General features: G+C 62.3%; 22 protein-coding genes. 20 read left to right on the top strand and 2 right to left on the bottom strand.

The window, feature by feature from the left end:
- Positions 1-397 precede the first annotated feature (397 nt).
- Genes OKW37_RS18130 through OKW37_RS18115 form a run of 4 tightly spaced genes read left to right on the top strand, consistent with a single transcriptional unit; the run spans position 398 to position 3,542 of the window.
- Positions 398-1,447 carry an RluA family pseudouridine synthase gene (locus tag OKW37_RS18130; RefSeq protein WP_429404906.1) on the top strand — a complete coding sequence of 350 codons (1,050 nt, stop codon included), beginning with the start codon at positions 398-400 and terminating at the stop codon, positions 1,445-1,447.
- The gene (locus OKW37_RS18125; protein ID WP_184071591.1) at positions 1,440-2,099 is read left to right on the top strand and encodes an HAD-IA family hydrolase; all 660 of its coding nucleotides are present in this window, start codon (positions 1,440-1,442) and stop codon (positions 2,097-2,099) included. The genes OKW37_RS18130 and OKW37_RS18125 overlap by 8 nt, the downstream gene beginning before the upstream one ends.
- Complete coding sequence (locus tag OKW37_RS18120) at positions 2,096-2,512, top strand: Rieske (2Fe-2S) protein (protein WP_184061400.1); 417 nt, start codon at positions 2,096-2,098, stop codon at positions 2,510-2,512. The genes OKW37_RS18125 and OKW37_RS18120 overlap by 4 nt, the downstream gene beginning before the upstream one ends.
- Positions 2,513-2,540: 28 nt before the next feature.
- Positions 2,541-3,542, top strand: coding sequence for a S49 family peptidase (locus tag OKW37_RS18115; RefSeq protein ID WP_429404909.1), 1,002 nt, complete (start codon positions 2,541-2,543; stop codon positions 3,540-3,542).
- 111 nt (positions 3,543-3,653) lie between these two features.
- Here the strand turns inward: OKW37_RS18115 and OKW37_RS18110 are convergent, their stop codons facing one another.
- Positions 3,654-4,373 carry an SAM-dependent methyltransferase gene (locus OKW37_RS18110; protein WP_184061402.1) on the bottom strand — a complete coding sequence of 240 codons (720 nt, stop codon included), beginning with the start codon at positions 4,371-4,373 and terminating at the stop codon, positions 3,654-3,656.
- Entirely contained in the window at positions 4,370-4,987 is a 618-nt protein-coding gene (locus OKW37_RS18105; RefSeq protein WP_429404911.1) for a Maf-like protein, read from the bottom strand. Before OKW37_RS18105 ends, OKW37_RS18110 begins: the two co-directional genes overlap by 4 nt.
- Positions 4,988-5,295: 308 nt before the next feature.
- Here OKW37_RS18105 and OKW37_RS18100 point away from each other — a divergent pair, with 308 nt between their 5' ends.
- The 16 genes from OKW37_RS18100 to lepB all read left to right on the top strand — a co-directional run bounded on the left by OKW37_RS18100 (position 5,296) and on the right by lepB (position 19,991).
- Positions 5,296-5,952, top strand: a complete 657-nt coding sequence (locus tag OKW37_RS18100) for a DUF177 domain-containing protein (protein WP_187612377.1) — start codon at positions 5,296-5,298, stop codon at positions 5,950-5,952.
- Positions 5,953-6,054: 102 nt separating this feature from the next.
- Positions 6,055-6,234: a 50S ribosomal protein L32 gene (rpmF, locus tag OKW37_RS18095; protein WP_027198353.1), complete on the top strand. Its 180-nt coding sequence runs from the start codon at positions 6,055-6,057 to the stop codon at positions 6,232-6,234.
- 123 nt (positions 6,235-6,357) lie between these two features.
- Positions 6,358-7,464: a phosphate acyltransferase PlsX gene (gene plsX / locus OKW37_RS18090; RefSeq protein ID WP_429404913.1), complete on the top strand. Its 1,107-nt coding sequence runs from the start codon at positions 6,358-6,360 to the stop codon at positions 7,462-7,464.
- The gene (locus tag OKW37_RS18085) at positions 7,464-8,453 is read left to right on the top strand and encodes a beta-ketoacyl-ACP synthase III (RefSeq protein WP_184028002.1); all 990 of its coding nucleotides are present in this window, start codon (positions 7,464-7,466) and stop codon (positions 8,451-8,453) included. Before plsX ends, OKW37_RS18085 begins: the two co-directional genes overlap by 1 nt.
- A 118-nt stretch (positions 8,454-8,571) precedes the next feature.
- Complete coding sequence (gene fabD, locus OKW37_RS18080; protein ID WP_184061405.1) at positions 8,572-9,507, top strand: ACP S-malonyltransferase; 936 nt, start codon at positions 8,572-8,574, stop codon at positions 9,505-9,507.
- Positions 9,508-9,594: 87 nt separating this feature from the next.
- Positions 9,595-10,359 (top strand): 3-oxoacyl-ACP reductase FabG, encoded by a 765-nt coding sequence (fabG, locus tag OKW37_RS18075; RefSeq protein ID WP_429509925.1) that lies wholly within the window; start codon positions 9,595-9,597, stop codon positions 10,357-10,359.
- A 152-nt stretch (positions 10,360-10,511) separates the two neighbouring features.
- Positions 10,512-10,751 (top strand): acyl carrier protein, encoded by a 240-nt coding sequence (gene acpP, locus OKW37_RS18070; RefSeq protein WP_004197638.1) that lies wholly within the window; start codon positions 10,512-10,514, stop codon positions 10,749-10,751.
- Positions 10,752-11,007: 256 nt separating this feature from the next.
- Positions 11,008-12,264: a beta-ketoacyl-ACP synthase II gene (gene fabF / locus OKW37_RS18065; RefSeq protein WP_184061406.1), complete on the top strand. Its 1,257-nt coding sequence runs from the start codon at positions 11,008-11,010 to the stop codon at positions 12,262-12,264.
- Between the two features lie 122 nt (positions 12,265-12,386).
- Positions 12,387-12,779: a hypothetical protein gene (locus OKW37_RS18060; RefSeq protein WP_409259406.1), complete on the top strand. Its 393-nt coding sequence runs from the start codon at positions 12,387-12,389 to the stop codon at positions 12,777-12,779.
- Between the two features lie 106 nt (positions 12,780-12,885).
- Complete coding sequence (gene rpoE, locus OKW37_RS18055) at positions 12,886-13,485, top strand: RNA polymerase sigma factor RpoE (protein WP_006051939.1); 600 nt, start codon at positions 12,886-12,888, stop codon at positions 13,483-13,485.
- A 93-nt stretch (positions 13,486-13,578) separates the two neighbouring features.
- The gene (locus tag OKW37_RS18050; RefSeq protein ID WP_184061408.1) at positions 13,579-14,193 is read left to right on the top strand and encodes a sigma-E factor negative regulatory protein; all 615 of its coding nucleotides are present in this window, start codon (positions 13,579-13,581) and stop codon (positions 14,191-14,193) included.
- A 4-nt stretch (positions 14,194-14,197) separates the two neighbouring features.
- The gene (locus OKW37_RS18045) at positions 14,198-15,238 is read left to right on the top strand and encodes a MucB/RseB C-terminal domain-containing protein (RefSeq protein ID WP_429355913.1); all 1,041 of its coding nucleotides are present in this window, start codon (positions 14,198-14,200) and stop codon (positions 15,236-15,238) included.
- Positions 15,239-15,275: 37 nt separating this feature from the next.
- Positions 15,276-16,787: a DegQ family serine endoprotease gene (locus tag OKW37_RS18040; protein ID WP_429404916.1), complete on the top strand. Its 1,512-nt coding sequence runs from the start codon at positions 15,276-15,278 to the stop codon at positions 16,785-16,787.
- Complete coding sequence (locus OKW37_RS18035; RefSeq protein ID WP_429404918.1) at positions 16,784-17,056, top strand: glutaredoxin family protein; 273 nt, start codon at positions 16,784-16,786, stop codon at positions 17,054-17,056. The genes OKW37_RS18040 and OKW37_RS18035 overlap by 4 nt, the downstream gene beginning before the upstream one ends.
- 229 nt (positions 17,057-17,285) lie before the next feature.
- Positions 17,286-19,079, top strand: a complete 1,794-nt coding sequence (gene lepA, locus OKW37_RS18030) for a translation elongation factor 4 (RefSeq protein ID WP_429355912.1) — start codon at positions 17,286-17,288, stop codon at positions 19,077-19,079.
- Between the two features lie 18 nt (positions 19,080-19,097).
- Complete coding sequence (gene lepB / locus OKW37_RS18025) at positions 19,098-19,991, top strand: signal peptidase I (protein ID WP_184047615.1); 894 nt, start codon at positions 19,098-19,100, stop codon at positions 19,989-19,991.
- Positions 19,992-20,149 lie beyond the last annotated feature (158 nt).

Below are 20,149 nucleotides of genomic sequence, written 5' to 3'. Positions count from 1 at the left end.
AGGCGGCGCGTCTTTTCCTGCTGGGGGTGTCTCGCCTTCTTTTGACGTCGCCATGTCTTGTACTTTCTACAAGACGCCTTGGGCGCACGCCGTATTTTCGCGACTTGCAGCTTCGTCCAGCTGGGCGTCATACCACCCGGATCACGAAGCTGAAAGCTAAATTCTTTTTTACCAAAATTCCGTTACCGTCGAAGCCGACCTTGACCGAACGCGCCTGCGGGCGCCGTCCCTGCCGGGTGCTGACTTCGTGCGTGCAACTTGTTGCATCTCATTTTCAGGGCGAGCAACCAGACCCCGGCGCAAGTAAAATAACGGTTTATCGCTTGCGCTCGCGCAATCCGCCGCATTCCGGACACTGCGCCGGCCGTCGCGGACTGCTGGGCAAATTATATTCAGAATGAAAGAGTTAGGCAAAACATCCCAGAGATCGGTTGCAGGCGCGGTCGAAGACTCGGTTTCAAGCGACCAGGCTTCGCTGATCGAAATCGACGACCGCTCGGCTGGTCAGCGCATCGACAATTTCCTGCTGCGCGTCTGCAAGGGCGTGCCGAAAAGCCATATTTATCGCATCCTGCGCAGCGGTGAAGTGCGCGTGAACAAGGGCCGGATCGACGCGCAGTACCGGCTCGAACTGGGCGATCGGGTGCGTGTGCCGCCGATCCGCGTCGCGCAGCCGAATCAGGCCGCAGCCCGCGTGCCCGTGCCCGCGCCGCGCTTTCACATCCTGTTCGAAGACGAGCATCTGCTCGTGATCGACAAGCCGGCCGGCGTTGCGGTCCACGGGGGCAGCGGTGTCGCGTTCGGTGTGATCGAGCAGATGCGCGAGGCGCGGCCGCAGGCGAAATTCCTGGAACTCGTGCATCGACTGGATCGAGAGACCTCGGGCATCCTGATGCTCGCGAAGAAGCGCGCGGCGCTCGTCAATCTGCACGAGCAGATTCGCGATAACCGGATGGACAAGCGCTACTACGCGTGCGTGCACGGCGAATGGGCGAGCGACTGGGGTCGCCGCCGCGCGGTAAAGGAGCCACTTCACAAGTACCTGACCGCCGACGGCGAGCGCCGCGTGCGCGTGCAGGCCGATGGCCTCGCTTCGCACACGATCTTCAATCTGGTCGAGCGCTGGCCTGAATATGCGCTGCTGGAGGCGGAACTGAAGACGGGGCGTACGCACCAGATTCGCGTGCATCTGCAGCATCTGGCACTACCGATCGTCGGTGACGCCAAATATGGCGATTTCGCGCTGAACAAGGCGCTTGCGCGCGCCAACGCGAAGCCCGGCATCAAGCGGATGTTTCTGCACGCTTACCGGCTCAAGCTCACGCATCCGGCGACGGGCGCGCCGCTGCAGCTGGAGGCACCGCTGCCTGCCGACTGCCGCGGCTTTATAGAACAACTCAACGAACTACGCACTGGGTTCAACCCGGAGACGACCTTGCATGGCTAGAGAGCAATTCGATCTGATCGTGTTTGACTGGGATGGCACGCTGATGGATTCCACCGCGCATATCACGCGCAGCATCCAGGCGGCGTGCCGCGATCTCCGCCTGCCGGTTCCCGCGGACGAAGCCGCGAGCTACGTCATCGGCCTCGGCCTGCGCGACGCGCTGCAGATTGCCGCGCCGACGCTCGATCCGGCCGACTACCCGCGGCTTTCTGAGCGTTACCGCTTTCATTTTCTTGTAAAAGACCAGACTACCGAGCTGTTCCCCGGCGTGCGCGAGATGCTCCAGGAGTTGCGCGAGGTCGGCTATCTGCTCGCGGTCGCGACCGGCAAGAGCCGCGTCGGGCTCAATCGCGCGCTTGACCAGGCGCGCCTGACGAGCCTGTTCGACGGCACGCGCTGCGCTGACGAAACCTTCTCGAAACCGCATCCGGCCATGCTGCACGAGCTCACCCGCGAATTGGGGCAGGATACGGCGCGCACGGTCATGATCGGCGATACGACACACGATCTGCAGATGGCGCTCAACGCCGGCGTGGCGGGCATTGGCGTGACTTATGGCGCGCATCCGGCGAATTCGCTGAATGCGATGTCACCGAAGTTCGTGGCGTCGAGCATCAGCGATCTGTCCGGTTGGCTGCGGGAGAACGCATGAGCGCCGACGGCGTGGATACTGCTACTGCCGCGGCTGCGCAGGCAGTGCGCATTTGCGCGGCCGACGAGCTGGTCGACGGTGGCGACGGCATCCGGCGCGACGCGCGGCTCGGCGGGCAGGATGCCGTGGTGTTTTTCGTCCGCTATGATGGCTGCGCCTACGGCTATTTGAACCGTTGCGCTCATGTGCCGATGGAGCTCGACTGGCAGGAAGGGCAGTTCTTCGAATCGTCCGGCTTATACTTGATGTGCGCGACACATGGCGCGATTTACGCGCCGGATACTGGCAAATGCGTCGGTGGTCCGTGTCGCGGGGGCAGATTGCGTCGCGTGCAGGTCGAGGAACGCGATACGCTCGAGGGCCGTGCGGTATTCTGGCTGCCTGACGGCGATTTGCTGCCGGTTACGCGCTGATTTCCTCTTCCAATTTTCCACTGTCCGCATGTCCGACAACTTGACCCCCGAAAAAGACCCTGCCTCGGGAGGCGGCTCCCGTGCACCCGCCGACCAGTCCGGCTGGGAAAGGGCCGCGCTCGAGCGCATCGCGCTGGCCGCGATCAACGAGCAACGCGCCTCGCGACGTTGGCGGATTTTCTTCCGCTTCCTGTTCCTCGCAGTGCTCGCATTGGCGGTATGGGGTGCGCTGAACTTCTCGGGCGAGCGGGTCGCCACGACTGGGCGTCATACGGCAATGGTTTCGCTTGACGGCGAGATCGCGACGGATGCGAGTGCGAACGCCCAAGATATCAACACTGCACTCGATTCCGCGTTTGAGGATTCCGATACAGCCGGCGTGATTCTTTATTGCAACAGCCCGGGCGGCAGTCCAGTGCAAGCGGGCATTATCAACAGCGAAGTTCGGCGATTGCGTGGCAAATATCCGTCTATTCCGCTGTATGTCGTGGTCGGCGACATGTGCGCGTCCGGCGGCTACTACGCGGCCGCGGCGGCGGAGAAGATCTATGTCGACAAGGCGAGTATCGTCGGTTCGATCGGCGTGCTGATGGACGGCTTTGGTTTCACCGGCCTGATGGACAAGTTGGGGATTCAGCGCCGACTGCACACATCGGGTGAGAACAAAGGCTTTTTTGATCCGTTTTCGCCCGAAACGCCGAAGATGGACGAACATGCGCAGGTTATGCTCGATCAGATCCACGCGCAGTTCATCGACGCGGTGCGTCAAGGGCGCGGCAAGCGTCTGCATGAGACATCGGACATGTTCTCGGGTCTATTCTGGACGGGGCAGAAGAGCGTCGAACTTGGACTCGCGGACGGTTTCGGCGATGCAGATTACGTCGCGCGTGAGATCTTCAAGGCGCCGGATATCGTCGATTACACGGTGAAAGAGAGCATTACGGATCGCGTTGCCCGCAAGTTCGGCGCGGCCATCGGCGCCGGCGCGGTTCGGGCGATGGCGCTCGGCGCGAAAATGAATCTGCGTTGAATCCACAGTTTTAAAAAGACGCCCGCGCGGTCGGTTTTGGCCGATCGCGCGGACTTTGCGTTTTGAGTTTCAGGCCCTGGTCGCCCTCAGTTGCCTGGCCGGTGTCTACGTTCAGGCCGCCAGAATCAGAAAAATCGCCGGCCGCTTATGCAGGTCGATCTCCGCCTTCTTTTTCCAGTCGGCGACGCTCCGGCTTGCGATCACTTCGCTCGGCAGCGTCAGATCGACCGCCACGCAGACCAGCGTCGACGGCGCGCAGGTTGCGAGCAAGGTATCGAGCAGTGCGCGATTCCGGTACGGCGTTTCGATGAAGATCTGCGTTTGCTTGCTCTTGCGCGACTGCTGCTCGAGATCGCGCAGACGTTTGGCGCGCTCGGTGAAGTCGACGGGCAGGTACCCGTGAAACGCGAAGCTTTGGCCGTTCAGCCCCGATGCCATCAGCGCGAGCAGAATCGAACTCGGCCCGACCAGCGGCACAACCTTTACGCCGCGCTCGTGCGCGCGTCGCACCAGCAGCGCGCCCGGGTCCGCGACTGCCGGGCAGCCAGCCTCGGAGACGAGGCCCGCATCGGTGCCCGACAGCAGCGGCGCGAGCAGCTTGTCGATTTCGCCGGCCGGCGTATTGACGTTCAGTTCGCGAATCTCGATTTCTTGAATCGGCCGATCGGGGCCGACTTTCTTCAGGAACGCGCGCGTGGTTTTGGCGTTTTCGCCAATGTAATAGTGCAGCAACGCCGCGCGGGCGCGTACGGGCGCGGGCAGTACCAGATCGAGCGCGCTTGCGTCGCCTTCGCCGAGCGTGTTGGGAATGAGATAGAGCGTACCGGTCATCGGGCCCCCAAAAGCGGGTAGTTGGCCGCGAGCAGCATGTGCGACAGCGCGATAAGCGGCAGGCCGACGAGCGCGGTCGGGTCGTCGGAACGGATGGCCTCCAGCAGCGCGATGCCAAGCCCTTCGGATTTGGCGCTGCCGGCCACGTCGTACGGCGTTTCAGCGTGCAGGTAGGCGTCGAGCGTCGCGTCCGGCAGATCGCGAAAGCGCACGCGGGTGATCACGTCGATCGTTTGCGCGCTGTCCGTCGCGCTGTCGAACAGACACAGCGCGCTGTGGAACAACACGTCGCGGCCGCGCATCGCCTGCAATTGCGCGAGCGCCCTGTCGTGCGTGCCGGGTTTGCCGATCTGCAGGCCGTCGTAGGTGGCGACCTGATCGGAGCCGATCACGAGCGCGTGTGCGTCGGCGGCGAGGCCTTGGGCGACCGCACGCGCTTTGGCTTCGGCGAGGCGCAGCGCAGTGGCTTCGGGCGTTTCGGCGGCGAGCGGGGTTTCGTCGATCGCAGGCACGACGACGTCGAACGGCACGCGCAGGCGTTCGAGCAACTCGCGGCGATACCGCGAACTCGACGCCAGAATCAGGCGTGGCGGGCGTTTGGAGGATTCAGGCATAGTTTGCGGGCAACGGGAGCGGCGGGTCGTACGGGGTCGCGCGAGGCTCCCGTACGTACGGGCTTAAGTGTTTGACTCGAAAAGACAAAACGGATATGATTTTGGGCTTTTCACGGTATGCTTGCACTTGAAGGGTCTCGGCGCGTTCAGCGGCTTTCGGCAGTCGGAAGGTTGAAGAAAGCCCGGCAGGGTGAACGCAACGGCCGCGGGCCCCACTGGCTGCCCCGCACACCGGATTATCTTCGCGGCGGATCTGATCATCCTTCGCGAATCACCCCGGCAACATGTTTGCCGACGCAGGAGCGCACATGACTCAACATCCTGGCAAACCTGCAGGTCTGTCCGACCCGCATGAACTCGATCTGTTCGAATTTGCGCGGAGCGGGCGTCAGGCCGCGGGTGTCGTGCGCGTCTCGCAACTGCCGCGCATGTTAAACGAAGTCCCGGCGGAAGCGCCAGATCGCGACACCGCGTTCACATGGCAGGCCGAAGGGACGATGCAGCCGGAATTGCAGGACGATGGCACCGAAGGTTCCCAGCCTTATCTGCGGCTGGCGATTCACGGTGCCGCGTGGCTCGAATGCCAGCGGTGCTTGACGCCGTATTCGCAGGCGTTCAACGTCGATGCAACTTACCGGATCGTCAATACGGAGGCGGAAGCCGAAGAGTTTCCGCTGGACGAGGATGAAGTCGAGGTGGTCGTCGGCTCGCGCCAGTTCGATCTCATCGACTTGATCGAAGAAGAGTTGCTGCTTTCCTTGCCGCTCGTGCCCAAACACGAGGTCTGTCCCGAAGTGCACGAGAGCCTTGTCTCGGGCACGGACGGTAGCGAAGGCGAGGGCGACGAGGCCGCGCAGGAAGAAGCTGGCGATGCCAGCAAGCCGGACCAGTCCAGCGAGCGGCGCAATCCGTTCGCGGCGCTCGAAAGTCTGAAACGCGACGAACCGGGCGGCAAGAAGCGCTAAACAGTTGCAGGGGGCGCGATGCGGGCGCATTGGCCATTCGGCCAGTGGTTAAGTCCGTGTCGGGCTGTGTTAGAATTCGGAAAATTTTTTGGAGTTTTAGTCATGGCAGTTCAACAAAACAAGAAGTCGCCGTCGAAGCGCGGCATGCACCGTTCGCACGATTTCCTGACGGCAGCGCCGATGGCCGTCGAGCCGAGCACGGGCGAAGTGCATCTACGTCACCACATTAGCCCGAACGGCTACTATCGCGGCAAGAAAGTCGTCAAGACGAAGAACGACTAATCGTTGACTGCGATGCGCCCTGTGGCGTTTCGCGTAGCGATCGGCTCGCTTGACATTTTCCCGGTTCGGCAAAAAGGCGGCATTCAACTGCCGCTTTTTTGTGTCTGAAATTCGTCGCACTCCATGACAGTAAAGCTCACGATAGATTGCATGGGAGGCGACCACGGCCCGTCCGTGACCGTTCCCGCTGCCGTCAACTTCGTTCGTTCGCATCCCGACGCGCAGTTGCTGCTCGTCGGCATTGAAAGTGCGATTCGTGCGCAGCTGAAGAAGCTCAAGGCTCAGGATCTGCCGGCGCTGACCGTCGTACCTGCTACCGAGGTCGTCGCGATGGACGACCCGGTCGAGGTCGCGCTGCGCAAGAAAAAAGATTCGTCGATGCGCGTGGCGCTGAACCGCGTCAAGGAAGGCGAGGCGCAAGCCTGCATTTCCGCCGGCAATACCGGCGCGTTGATGGCGGTCTCGCGCTATGTGCTGAAAACGCTGTCGGGCATCGAACGCCCGGCCATCGCGTTTGCCCTGCCTAATCCCACCGGCTATACGATGATGCTCGACCTGGGCGCCAACGTCGACTGCGAGCCGCAGCATCTGCTGCAGTTCGCCGAGATGGGGCACGCGCTCGTGTCCGCGCTCGAAGGAAAAGAGCGGCCCACCATCGGCCTGCTCAACATCGGCGAAGAAGTCATCAAGGGCAACGACATCATCAAGCGCGCCGGCGAACTGCTGCGTTCGAGTACACTCAACTTTCATGGCAATGTCGAAGGCGACGACATCTACAAGGGCACCGTCGACGTGATCGTCTGCGATGGCTTTGTCGGCAATGTCGCGCTGAAGACGTCGGAAGGTCTCGCGCAGATGCTGTCCAACATCATCAAGGAAGAGTTCGGCCGTTCGTGGCTGACCAAGGTGATGGCGGTGCTCGCGCTGCCGGTATTGATGCGCTTCAAGAAACGCGTCGATCATCGGCAATATAACGGCGCCGCGCTGCTCGGCTTGCGCGGTCTCGTGATCAAAAGCCACGGTTCAGCCGATGCCTACGCGTTTGAGTGGGCTATCAAACGCGGGTATGATGCCGTCAAAAACGGCGTGCTGGAGCGCCTTGCGCGAGCGATGGAAGAGAATGCGAGTTCTCTCGAACAGGCGGCGCGCGACGCAAGCGGTGCGGGTCACGCAAGCCCGATCGCAGGCCAGCCGGCCGAGCCCTACGCTGCGCAATCCTCGAAGGCATAATGGCTCAATCCACAATCTACTCCCGCGTGCTGGGCACCGGCAGCTGTCTGCCGCCCAACCGCGTCACCAATCAGGATCTGGCTGAGCGTCTCGCCAGGCAAGGCGTTGAAACGAGCGACGAATGGATCGTCGCGCGCACGGGCATCCATGCGCGTCACTTCGCCGAGCCGGATGTCACGACCAGCGACCTCGCGTTGATCGCCTCGCAGCGAGCGATCGAAGCGGCGGACATCGATCCGCAGTCCATCGACCTGATCGTCGTCGCCACCTCCACGCCGGACTTCGTGTTCCCGAGCACCGCCTGCCTGCTGCAGAACAAGCTCAGGATCAAGAATCACGGTGCCGCGTTCGACATACAGGCGGTCTGCTCCGGCTTCGCCTATGCGGTGGCGACGGTGGACGCCCTGATTCGCAGCGGCCAGCATCGCACGGCGCTCGTGGTCGGCGCGGAAACTTTCTCGCGCATTCTCGATTTCAACGACCGCACCACCTGCGTGCTGTTCGGCGACGGCGCCGGCGCAGTGATCCTGCAAGCGTCCGACGCACCGGGCGTGCTTTCGAGCGCGCTGCACGCGGACGGCAGCCATTCGAACATTCTGTGCACGCCGGGCAACGTGAATGGCGGCGTGGTCGCCGGCAGCGCCTTCCTGCACATGGACGGTCAGGCGGTGTTCAAGCTTGCCGTCAACGTGCTCGAGAAGGTCGCGATCGAAGCATTGGAAAAAGCCGATCTGAAGCCCGAGCAGATCGACTGGCTGATTCCGCATCAGGCCAACATCCGCATCATGCAAAGCACCTGCCGCAAGCTCGGCCTGCCGCAGGAGCGCATGGTCGTCACGGTGGGCGAGCACGGCAATACGTCGGCGGCGTCCATTCCGCTTGCACTCGACGTCGCGGTGCGCGACGGCCGCATCAAGCGTGGCCATAACGTGCTGATCGAAGGCGTCGGCGGCGGCTTCACGTGGGGCGCGTCGGTCATCCGCTACTGAGCGGGACGACGCATTCCGGGGCGTCGCTGGCGGCGCCCGTGCGGCCGGAATAACACCGCGCGCCATCTGGCAGCCGCGGCCGGCCGCCACATCCGATTAAACAGATTTTGGGGACGATATGAAATTCGCGTTCGTTTTTCCTGGGCAGGGTTCGCAGGCGGTCGGCATGCTCAACGCATTCGCCGATTACGCGATCGTGCGTGAGACGGTTCAGGAAGCCTCCGACGCACTCAACCAGGACCTCGGCAAGCTGATCGCCGAAGGCCCCGCCGAAGATCTCAATCTCACCACCAATACCCAGCCGGTCATGCTGACCGCGGCCTACGCTATCTATCGCGCGTGGCAGCAGGCGGGCGGCCCGGCGCCGGCGCTTGTCGCCGGCCATAGCCTTGGCGAATACACGGCGCTCGTCGCGGCCGGCGCGCTTGCGTTCCGCGACGCGGTGCCGCTCGTGCGTTTCCGTGCGCAGGCGATGCAAACCGCGGTACCGGTGGGCGAAGGCGGCATGGCCGCGATTCTCGGCCTCGACGACGACACGGTGCGCGCGGTCTGCGCGGAAGCGTCGGCGGCGGGCGTCGTCGAAGCGGTCAATTTCAATGCGCCGGCGCAAGTCGTGATCGCGGGCCACAAAGCCGCGGTCGAGAAAGCCTGCGAAGTCGCGAAGGCGAAGGGCGCGAAGCGCGCGCTACCGCTGCCGGTGTCGGCGCCGTTCCACTCGTCGCTGCTCAAGCCGGCGTCGGATCAATTGCGCGAATACCTCGCGAGCATCGACGTGCAGGTGCCGTCGATTCCCGTCATCAACAACGTCGACGTCGCCGTGGTCAACGAGCCGGCCAAAATCAAGGACGCGCTCGTGCGCCAGGCGGCTGGTGCGGTGCGCTGGGTCGAATGCGTACAGGCAATGGCAGCGCAGGGCGTCACGCACGTGATCGAATGCGGCCCGGGCAAGGTCCTTGCGGGTTTGACGAGGCGCATCGACGGCAATCTCGTCGGCGCGTCGGTGTTCGATCCGGCGTCGCTCGAAGAAACGCTGAAGCTCGTGACGGCAGACTGAGCGAGCATTCGCGAACGCAATGCCGCGCTGGCGCGGCATCCCTCGACAGACGAATCAACAAGAATCAATGAGCCCTATTTGAAGGGCATCCGGACTGACAGATGGAAAAAGACTCTCGACAAGCAGATCGCAATCGTGACGGGCGCATCGCGCGGCATCGGCCGTGCGATCGCGATGGAACTCGCGCGTCAGGGCGCGACGGTGATCGGCACCGCGACGAGCGAAAGCGGCGCGACGGCGATCACCGAAGCGTTCAAGGCGGCGGGCGTGAACGGCCGCGGCGCGGTGCTCGACGTCAACGACGCGGCCGCGGCCGAAGCGCTGATCGACGGCACCGTCAAGGAATTCGGCGCGCTGAACGTGCTGGTGAACAACGCCGGCATCACGCAGGATCAACTGGCGATGCGCATGAAGGACGACGACTGGGACGCCGTGGTCGACACCAACCTGAAGTCGGTGTTCCGTCTGTCGCGTGCGGTGCTGCGTCCGATGATGAAAGCGAAGGGCGGTCGGATTATCAATATTACGTCGGTGGTCGGCTCGGCCGGCAACCCGGGGCAGATCAACTACGCGGCCGCGAAGGCCGGCGTCGCGGGCATGACGCGCGCACTCGCGCGCGAGATCGGCAGCCGCGGCATCACGGTCAATTGCGTGGCACCTGGTTTCATCGATACCGACATGACGAAGGCGCTGCCCGAAGAGCAGCAGACCGCGCTGAAAACGCAGATTCCGCTCGGCCGTCTAGGCAGCCCGGAAGACATCGCGCACGCGGTCGCGTTCCTCGCGTCGCCGCAAGCGGGCTACATCACCGGCACGACGCTGCACGTGAACGGCGGCATGTATATGCAGTAACCAATTTCGGTTACTATCCGCGCCTTGATGCGTTTGCGGAAATCACGAGGCGCATGCGTTGACAGGAACCCGATGCGCCGCTTTTTTGCCGGGTCAAACCTGATAAAATGCGCGCACCTGTATTTTTGAACTTCTTTTCCCTTGGAGGGGTAATGGACAATATCGAACAGCGCGTCAAGAAGATCGTCGCGGAACAACTGGGCGTTGCGGAAGCGGAAATCAAGAACGAAGCGTCGTTCGTGAACGATCTCGGCGCCGACTCGCTCGACACCGTTGAACTCGTGATGGCCCTCGAAGACGAATTCGGCATGGAAATTCCAGATGAAGAAGCCGAGAAGATCACCACCGTTCAGCAAGCGATCGACTACGCTCGCGCAAACGTCAAGGCCTAAGGTCATTCGCGCCTGCGTTTCTGCACGGGCCGCGCATGACGCCCTGCCGTGCCGCTTGCCGGCGCCAGCAGGGTCGACGCTATCGGGCGTGTCCATTGGCACACCATACGTCGCGCCGCTTGCCACGCAGGAGCCAGCGATGTTGACAGCGCAACTTTCCGCGCGATTGCCGACTTAAACAGCCACAGGGCACACAGGGCGATTCCTGTGGCCGCTGTGGCTTTTGCTTTTTGTCATCTATGAAAAAGGGGTTACCGTGAGCCGCCGTCGTGTTGTTGTTACAGGCCTGGGGCTGATTTCGCCTGTTGGCAATAATGTTGCCGATGGCTGGGCCAATCTGGTCGCCGGCAAGTCTGGGATTGCCAATATCACGAAGTTCGATGCGTCGAACTTCTCGACTCGTTTCGCCGGCGAGGTGAAGGGCTTCAATATCGAGGACTACATCCCCGGTAAGGAAGCGCGCCACATGGATACGTTCATCCATTACGGCGTGGCTGCGGGCATCCAGGCGATGCGGGACAGCGGCCTCGAAGTCACCGACGAGAATTCGGAGCGCATTGGCGTGGTGGTCGGTTCGGGCATCGGCGGTCTGCCGATGATCGAAATCACCCAAACCGAATTGCTCAATCGCGGCCCGCGTCGCATTTCGCCATTCTTCGTGCCGGCTTCGATCATCAACATGATCTCCGGCCACCTGTCGATCAAGTTCGGCATCAAGGGTCCGAATCTGTCGATCGTTACCGCGTGTACGACCGGTCTGCACTGCATCGGCGAGGCTTCGCGCCTGATCGAATATGGCGACGCCGACGTGATGATCGCGGGCGGCGCGGAATCGACCGTGTCGCCGCTCGGTATCGGCGGCTTTGCGGCGGCGCGCGCGCTGTCGCAACGCAATGACGATCCGGCTACCGCGAGCCGTCCGTGGGACATGGACCGCGACGGCTTCGTGCTGGGCGAAGGCGCCGGCGTAATGGTGCTCGAAGAATACGAGCACGCGAAGGCGCGTGGCGCGAAGATCTACGCGGAAATCGGCGGCTACGGCATGAGCGGCGATGCGTATCACATGACCGCGCCGCTCGAAGACGGTGACGGCGCACGCCGCTGCATGCTCGCAGCGCTGAAGAACGCGGGCATCAACGGCGATCAGGTGAGCTACCTGAACGCGCACGGCACGTCCACGCCACTCGGCGATCTGGCGGAAACGACCGGCATCAAGCGGGCGTTCGGCGACCACGCGAAGAACATGGTCGTCAACTCGACCAAGTCGATGACGGGTCACCTGCTGGGCGGCGCTGGCGGTCTGGAGTCGGTGTTCACGGTGCTCGCCGTGCATCACCAGGTGTCGCCTCCGACCATCAATATTTTCAACCAGGACCCGGCCTGTGATCTCGATTACTGCGCGAACACCGCGCGGGAAATGAAGATCGACGTCGCGCTGAAGAACTCGTTCGGGTTCGGCGGCACGAACGGCACGCTGGTGTTCAAGCGCGCCGGATCGCCTGATCTCGGGTGACGCGTCGGTTCACGACGCCGGCTTCGCCGGCGCTTTCCCCCGCACCGGCAACGTTGGGTAGGGCAGCGCAGCGGATCACGCTGCGTCGCTCCATCGCAATGCGTGCCGCGGTGGGAGCGTTCGTGCTGATTGCGACGTTAGCCGTTTATACCTGTCTCGCGCCGCGAGTGGGCGCTTGGCAGGCCGCTCCGTTGACGCTCGCCGTCGCAGCACTGCTCATGCTCTGCGCGGCGAGGCATGACGCGGCGCAGGCCATCGCGCTGCATGTCGCGATGGGCGAGATTTCCGCCTGGAACCACGCGGGTGAGTTGCTCGCGCGGGGCCGCATGGTCGGTTGCGCGCAGTGGAGCGGCCGTTTGCTGGTGCTTGAGCTCGATCCCGAGGGTGGTCGAAGGCGCGGCCTCATACGCGCACCGACGGGTCGCAGGCGCTCCCTGCTGCTCGCCGCGGACGCGCTGCCGTCCACTGTTTTCCGCGAACTTTCCGTGCTGGGCCGGCGTGCGGCCGGCGCCTGACTGTAACGACTGTAACCGCTGTTACCGTAGTAACGTGCCCTCACGAGGGGGACGCTACAATGGTCCCCCGCCATGCGCCCTATAGTTAAGTTAACGGATTTATCAGGTGAGCGAAAAAGAAATTGATCAGGTGCTGGTCGAGCGCGTCCAGAAGGGCGACAAGGCCGCGTTCGAGCTTCTGGTCTCCAAATACCACCGCAAGATTCTCCGGCTGATCTCGCGTCTCGTGCGGGACCCCGCCGAAGTCGAAGACGTCGCGCAAGACGCTTTTATCAAGGCGTATCGCGCGTTGCCGCAGTTTCGCGGCGAGTCGGCGTTTTATACGTGGTTGTACCGGATTGCGGTCAATACCGCGAAGAACTACCTTGCCACCCAGGGCCGGCGCGCGCCGACCTCAACCGAAGCGGATGCTGAAGAAGCTGAAACTTTCTCCGATGCCGACCAACTAAGGGATATCAACACGCCTGAGTCGATGTTGATGAGCAAGCAGATCGCTGAGACGGTCAATGCTGCGATGGCGGTTTTACCGGAAGAATTGCGCACCGCCATTACTCTCCGAGAAATTGAGGGTTTGAGTTACGAGGAAATCGCCGAGATGATGGGTTGCCCGATTGGCACAGTCAGATCACGAATTTTCCGCGCTCGCGAAGCCATTGCGGCAAAATTGCGACCGTTGCTTGACACACCCGAAGGCAAGCGTTGGTAGACGTTTCCGAACGTCCAGCTGGCTTGGCGGGGCAGCGGTGCAATATCTGGATTAGTGGTGTCACTACGGGGTATTTGGAAGATGGGGAGCATCATGGGGTCGGTCTCGATGCAATCGCAAGCAGGCTCGCACGGCGAGCGTCTGTCCGCTTTCGTCGACGGTGAGTTGTTCGGCGAAGAGCATCTGAATCTGGACAAGTTTCTTGCGGAGCTGGGCGGCGATGATCGCGCTGCCTGGTCGAGCTACCACCTGATCGGCGACGCGCTACGTTCCGACGATCTGGCAGTCAGCCCCGCACGGAGCAGTGCCTTTCTGAGCGGGTTTGCCGTGCGTCTTGAAAGCGAGCCGCATGTGCTGGCGCCCGCCGCCGCGTCTGCATCGGTCGCGCGCCGCCTGCTCGGGCTGCGCCGCAGAGTCGTGCCGGCTCTTGCCGTCGCTGCCGCGGCCGCTACGCTGACCTGGATCGTCGTGCCGCAGCTGCAGGGCGTGCCGGGTGGTCCGGGTGCCCAGCTCGCTTCGCTCCAATCGCACGGCGACGCGGTGCAGCGTGTCGCCATGGCCTCGGTGCCCGCGCAAGACTCCAACATCATTCGCGACGCGAGCCTCGATCAGTACCTCGAAGCTCATCAGCAATTCGCGCAACAACCGGCGATGGCAGGCTCGATGCCGGTGATTCGCGCTGCCTCAGTCTCCACGCAGGGCCAATAGTTTGATGCAGACTCCGCGGTTCAATAAAACGACTATCTGGGGGCGGTTGCCAGCATTTCTGTTCTGCGCAGCCGTGTTGTTGTCCGCTGCACCGCGGGTCTTCGCACAAGACGATCCTGCCGTCGCCCGTCGCGCGGCCGCGGAACTGCTCGATCGCATCCATCAGGCCGCCCAGCAGCAGAACTACGAGGGCGCGTTCGTCTATCAGCGCGGCAGTTTCGTGCAGACGTCGCGCATCGCACATTACTCCACGCGTACGGACGGCGAGTTCGAGCAGCTCGAAAGCCTCGACGGCAAGCCGCGCAAAATGCTGCGTCACAACGACGACATGTACACGTTCTTGCCGGAGCGGCGTATCGTGGTCTTCGAAAAACGGCAGAACAAGGACTCATTCCCTGCGCTGCTGTCGGTGAACGGCGAGCAGGTGCTGTCCGTCTACGAGCCGAAGATGCTTGGCGACGACCGCGTCGCGGGCGTCGACAGCCTCGTGATGGAGCTCGAACCGAAAGACGCGTACCGGTTCGCGTACAAGCTGTGGGCCGACAAAAAGACCGGTCTGCTGTTGCGCGCGCAGACGCTCGACCCGAGCGGTCAGGTGCTCGAGCAGTTGTCGTTTTCGCAAGTCCGCATCGGCGTGCCGGTCGAAAAGACGGGCATCGTCAACGGCATCCGCAATCTCACGGGCTGGACGGTAGTGCGTCCGCCACTCGAGCCGGTCGACATGGCCGCGCAGGGTTGGCAAATCACGCCGTCGGTACCGGGCTTCCATATGATCCGCCAGTTGCGTCGTCCGATGGCGTCGCGCGAGGCGGGGCAGCCTCCGATCCCGGTCGACCAGGCCGTGTTTTCCGACGGCCTCGCAGCGATTTCGGTGTTCGTCGAGCCCGTCGAGAAAAATACGCGTAAGGAAGGCACGGGCGATAGCGGCGCGACGCACGTACTGGTCAAGCGTCAGGGCGACTTCTGGATTACCCTGCTCGGTGAAGTGCCCCAAACCACATTGCAGCAGTTCGCGTCTGCCATAGAATACAAAGCTCCGAAGTAACCCTTCCGAATCCTGAAATCCCTCGGCTTGCTACGATATGACGACTTTCTCGGTGCGCAAATTCCTCGCGGCCGTAGTGGTGGCGGCGTGTTTGCCGCTTGTGCCGCATATGGCATCGGCGGCTCCCGCTGCCAACCTGCCCGACTTCACCGACCTCGTCGACAAGGTTGGCCCGGCGGTCGTCAACATTCGCACGACAACGCGCGTGTCGAACGGTAGTTCCCGCGGCGGCCTGCCGCCGGGTATGGACGACGGCGACATGTCGGAGTTCTTCCGGCGCTTCTTCGGGATTCCGTTGCCGCAGTCACCGCAATCGCCGCACGGGGGTGATAACGGGGGCGGCGGCGGCGGTAGTGGCGGCAGCCCGGATTCACCGGACAACTCGGACGCCGAACAGAACAGCGGGGTAGGCTCGGGCTTCATCCTGTCGGCGGACGGCTACGTGATGACCAACGCGCACGTCATCGACGACGCGGACACGATCTACGTGACGCTGACCGACAAGCGCGAATTCAAGGCGAAGCTGATCGGCGTCGACGACCGTACCGACGTCGCGGTCGTGAAGATCAACGCGTCGAACCTGCCGACCATCACGATCGGCGACTCGAACAAGGTGCGCGTCGGCGAATGGGTCGTCGCGATCGGTTCGCCGTTCGGTCTCGAAAACACGGTGACTGCCGGTATCGTCAGCGCGAAGGGACGCGATACCGGCGACTACCTGCCGTTCATCCAGACTGATGTGGCCGTCAATCCGGGCAATTCGGGCGGTCCGCTGATCAACATGCAGGGCGAGGTGATCGGCATCAATTCGCAGATCTATAGCCGCACCGGCGGGTTCATGGGCATTTCGTTCGCGATTCCGATCGACGAGGCGATGCGCGTGGCCGATCAGCTGAAGAGTTCGGGCAAGGTGGTGCGCGGCCGCATCGCGGTGGCGATTGGTGAAGTGACGAAGGACGTCGCCGAGTCGCTCGGTTTGCCGAAGGCGCAGGGCGCGCTTGTGAGCAGCGTGGAGCCGGGCGGACCCGCCGATAAGGCCGGCGTGCAGCCGGGCGACATCATCCTGAAGTTCAACGGTCATTCGGTCGACACGGCGACGGACCTGCCGCGCATGGTCGGCGATACGAAGCCGGGCACGAAGACGTCGATCACGATCTGGCGCAAGGGTCAAACGCGCGAACTGCCGGTCACGATCGCAGAAATGCAGCCGGACAAGGTCGCGAAGGCGGATCAGAAGAAGCCGCAAGCGCCGCAGCAGCGCGCGACCAACGCGCTCGGCATCGCGGTCAGCAACATTCCCGCCGATCAGCAGAAAGCGCTGAAGATTCAGAACGGCGTGCAGATCGACGCGGTCGACGGTCCGGCCGCGCGTGTCGGGCTCCAAAAGGGCGACATAATCCTGCGGATTGGCGATACGGATGTGACGAGCACGAAACAGTTCGACGAGCTGACCTCACACCTCGATTCGCAGAAGATGGTCGCGTTGCTGGTTCGTCGCGGCGACAACACGCAGTTCGTGCCGATTCGTCCGCGCAGCGCGCAGAAATGACGAAGACGGCATCGCTCACGCTCTATGGGCGCGCGTGGTGCCATCTGTGCGAGGACATGCGCGCTGCGCTCGAGCCAATGCTGGCCGAGTTCGGAGCGCAGCTGGCGGTGATCGACGTCGACAGCTATCCGTTGCTCGAAGCGCGTTACAACGAGTTGGTGCCGGTGCTGGTTTGCGATGGCGTCGAACTGTGCCACTATCATCTCGACGAAGCGCCCGTGCGGGCAGCATTGGCTGCACATGCGTCGCGTGTCGCGGCGGCATCCTGATACGCCCCCGCGGGGCATCTGGTTTCGCGCGATCCATGCGCATTTTTGCCGCGGCTCACTGCGATGCGCGCGGTAATTTTCTCGCATCCTCTACGCCGTCTTGAGGCCCGCGCTTCGCAAGATGCGCCGGCCGATGGGCTTTTCGGCTAAAATAGATAGGATTTTCACCTACTTACAAGGCGTGCTCCGCTATTGTCCGGGGCGCGCCTTTTCGCTTGATCGGCACTGAATGGATCATATTCGTAACTTCTCGATCATCGCGCACATCGACCATGGCAAGTCGACGCTCGCCGATCGCATCATCCAGATTTGTGGCGGTTTGTCCGACCGCGAGATGGAAGCTCAGGTGCTCGACTCGATGGATCTCGAGCGCGAGCGCGGCATTACCATCAAGGCGCAAACCGCCGCGTTGTCGTATCGCGCGCGCGATGGGCAGCTCTACAACCTGAACATGATCGACACCCCGGGGCACGTCGACTTCTCGTACGAAGTCAGCCGCTCGCTGTCCGCGTGCGAAGGCGCGCTGCTCGTCGTCGACGCGAGCCAGGGTGTGGAGGCGCAAACCGTCGCCAATTGCTACACGGCCATCGAACTCGGCGTCGAAGTGGTGCCGGTGTTGAACAAGATCGATCTGCCGGCGGCGAACCCCGAAAACGCGATCGCCGAGATCGAGGACGTGATCGGCATCGACGCGACCGACGCGACGCATTGCAGCGCGAAAACGGGCCTCGGCGTCGAAGACGTGCTCGAAGCGCTGATCGCGAAAGTGCCGCCGCCGAAGGGCGACCCGCAAGCGCCGCTGCAGGCTCTCATCATCGACTCGTGGTTCGACAACTACGTCGGCGTCGTGATGCTGGTGCGCATCGTCAACGGCACGCTGCGTCCGAAGGACAAGATCCGGCTGATGGTAACCGGCGCGCAGTATCCGGTTGAACATATCGGCGTGTTCACGCCGAAGTCGAAGGATCTCGAATCACTGTCGGCGGGGCAGGTGGGCTTCATCATCGCCGGCATCAAGGAACTCGCGGCGGCGAAGGTCGGCGACACGGTTACGCTCGTGAACCAGCCGGCGGCCGTGCCGCTGCCGGGTTTCAAGGAAGTGAAGCCGCAGGTGTTCGCGGGTCTGTATCCGGTCGAAGCGAATCAGTACGACGCGCTGCGCGATTCGCTCGAAAAGCTGAAGCTGAACGACGCGTCGCTGCAGTACGAACCGGAAGTGTCGCAGGCGCTCGGTTTCGGTTTCCGCTGCGGCTTCCTCGGTTTGTTGCACATGGAAATCGTGCAGGAACGTCTCGAACGTGAGTTCGACATGGACCTGATCACGACGGCGCCGACCGTGGTCTACGAAGTCCTGCAGCGCGACGGCACGACCCTGATGGTCGAGAATCCGGCCAAGATGCCGGAGCCGTCGAAGATCGAGGAAGTGCGCGAGCCGATCGTCACCGTGAACCTGTACATGCCGCAAGACTACGTCGGCGCGGTGATCACGTTGTGTACGCAGAAGCGCGGCAACCAGATCAACATGCAGTATCACGGTCGTCAGGTTCAGCTTACGTACGAAATTCCGATGGGTGAAGTCGTGCTCGATTTCTTCGACCGTCTGAAGTCGATTTCGCGCGGTTATGCGTCGATGGATTACGAGTTCAAGGAATACCGCGCGTCGGACGTCGTGAAGGTCGACATGCTGATCAACGGCGACAAGGTCGATGCGCTGTCGGTTATCGTGCACCGTTCGCAAAGCCAGTACCGCGGCCGCGAAGTGGCGGCGAAAATGCGCGAGCTGATTCCGCGTCAGATGTACGACGTAGCGGTTCAAGCCACGATCGGTTCGAACATTATTGCGCGCGAAAACATTAAAGCGTTGCGTAAGAACGTGCTGGCAAAATGCTACGGCGGTGATATCACGCGTAAGAAGAAGCTGCTTGAAAAGCAGAAGGCAGGCAAGAAGCGAATGAAGCAGGTGGGCTCGGTTGAAATCCCGCAAGAGGCTTTCCTCGCTATTCTGCGTGTCGAAGACAAATAAGTTGAATAACGGAACCCTATGAATTTTGCGCTGATTCTTTTTGTGCTCGTCGTTTTGACGGGTGTCGCATGGGTCGCGGACAAACTGGTTTTCCTGCCGAAACGGCGCCGCGAGGCGGAAGCCGCAGTCGCCGAATTCGATCGTCAGCAGGCACGCATCGGCGAGCGTTTCGCCGATGAAAACGCCGCGCAAACGCGCGCGCGTCTGCGCGACGACAAGCTGCGTCAGCCGTGGTGGCTCGAATATACGGCGAGCTTTTTTCCGGTGATTCTGGTGGTGTTCGCCGTGCGCTCGTTCGTGATCGAGCCGTTCAAGATCCCATCGGGCTCCATGGTGCCGACGCTGCTGGTGGGCGACTTCATCCTCGTGAATAAATTCGAATATGGTCTACGTTTGCCGATTACCAACACGAGGATCACGCAGGGCAGTCCGGTCCATCGCGGCGACGTGGTGGTGTTCCGTTATCCTAAAGACGAATCGGTCGACTACATCAAGCGCGTCATTGGTCTGCCCGGCGACGTGATCGAGTATCAGGACAAGAAACTCACGATCAACGGCAAGCCGGTGCCTGAAACGCCGTTGCCCGATTATCTCGACGAAGAGCGTCTCGGTTATGCGAAGCAGTTCCAGGAAGATATCGACGGCCGCAAGAACGCGATTCTGAATAATCCGGCGGTGCCGCCGTTCATCGTCGGTGCGGAAGATTATCCGTATCGCGACAACTGCCAGTACAACGCGCGTGGCGTGATCTGCAAAGTGCCGCCGGGCAATATGTTCATGATGGGCGATAACCGCGACAACAGTGCGGATAGCCGGTACTGGGGTTTTGCGCCTGAACGCAATATCGTCGGCCGCGCATTTTTCATCTGGATGAACTTCAGCGATCTGCGGCGCATCGGCCCTTTCCAGTGAGTCGCGTGCATCGATCGCTTCATGAGCGCTTCTCAGACGCCGCGCGAATGACCGGCACCCGGTTATCTCGGTCGCGGCGTGTTGTCATGCTACTTTAAGAACTCGCGGTAACGTCGTTTCACCACGCTTTTTCCGCTGGCGCCCCGTGTTTCCGCCGG

Origin of the sequence: Paraburkholderia sp. MM5482-R2, assembly GCF_050436125.1 — a bacterium.
Lineage (GTDB): Bacteria > Pseudomonadota > Gammaproteobacteria > Burkholderiales > Burkholderiaceae > Paraburkholderia > Paraburkholderia tuberum.
The sequence above is the reverse complement of the archived record's forward strand: the minus strand, read 5'-3'. Positions and strand labels throughout refer to the sequence as shown.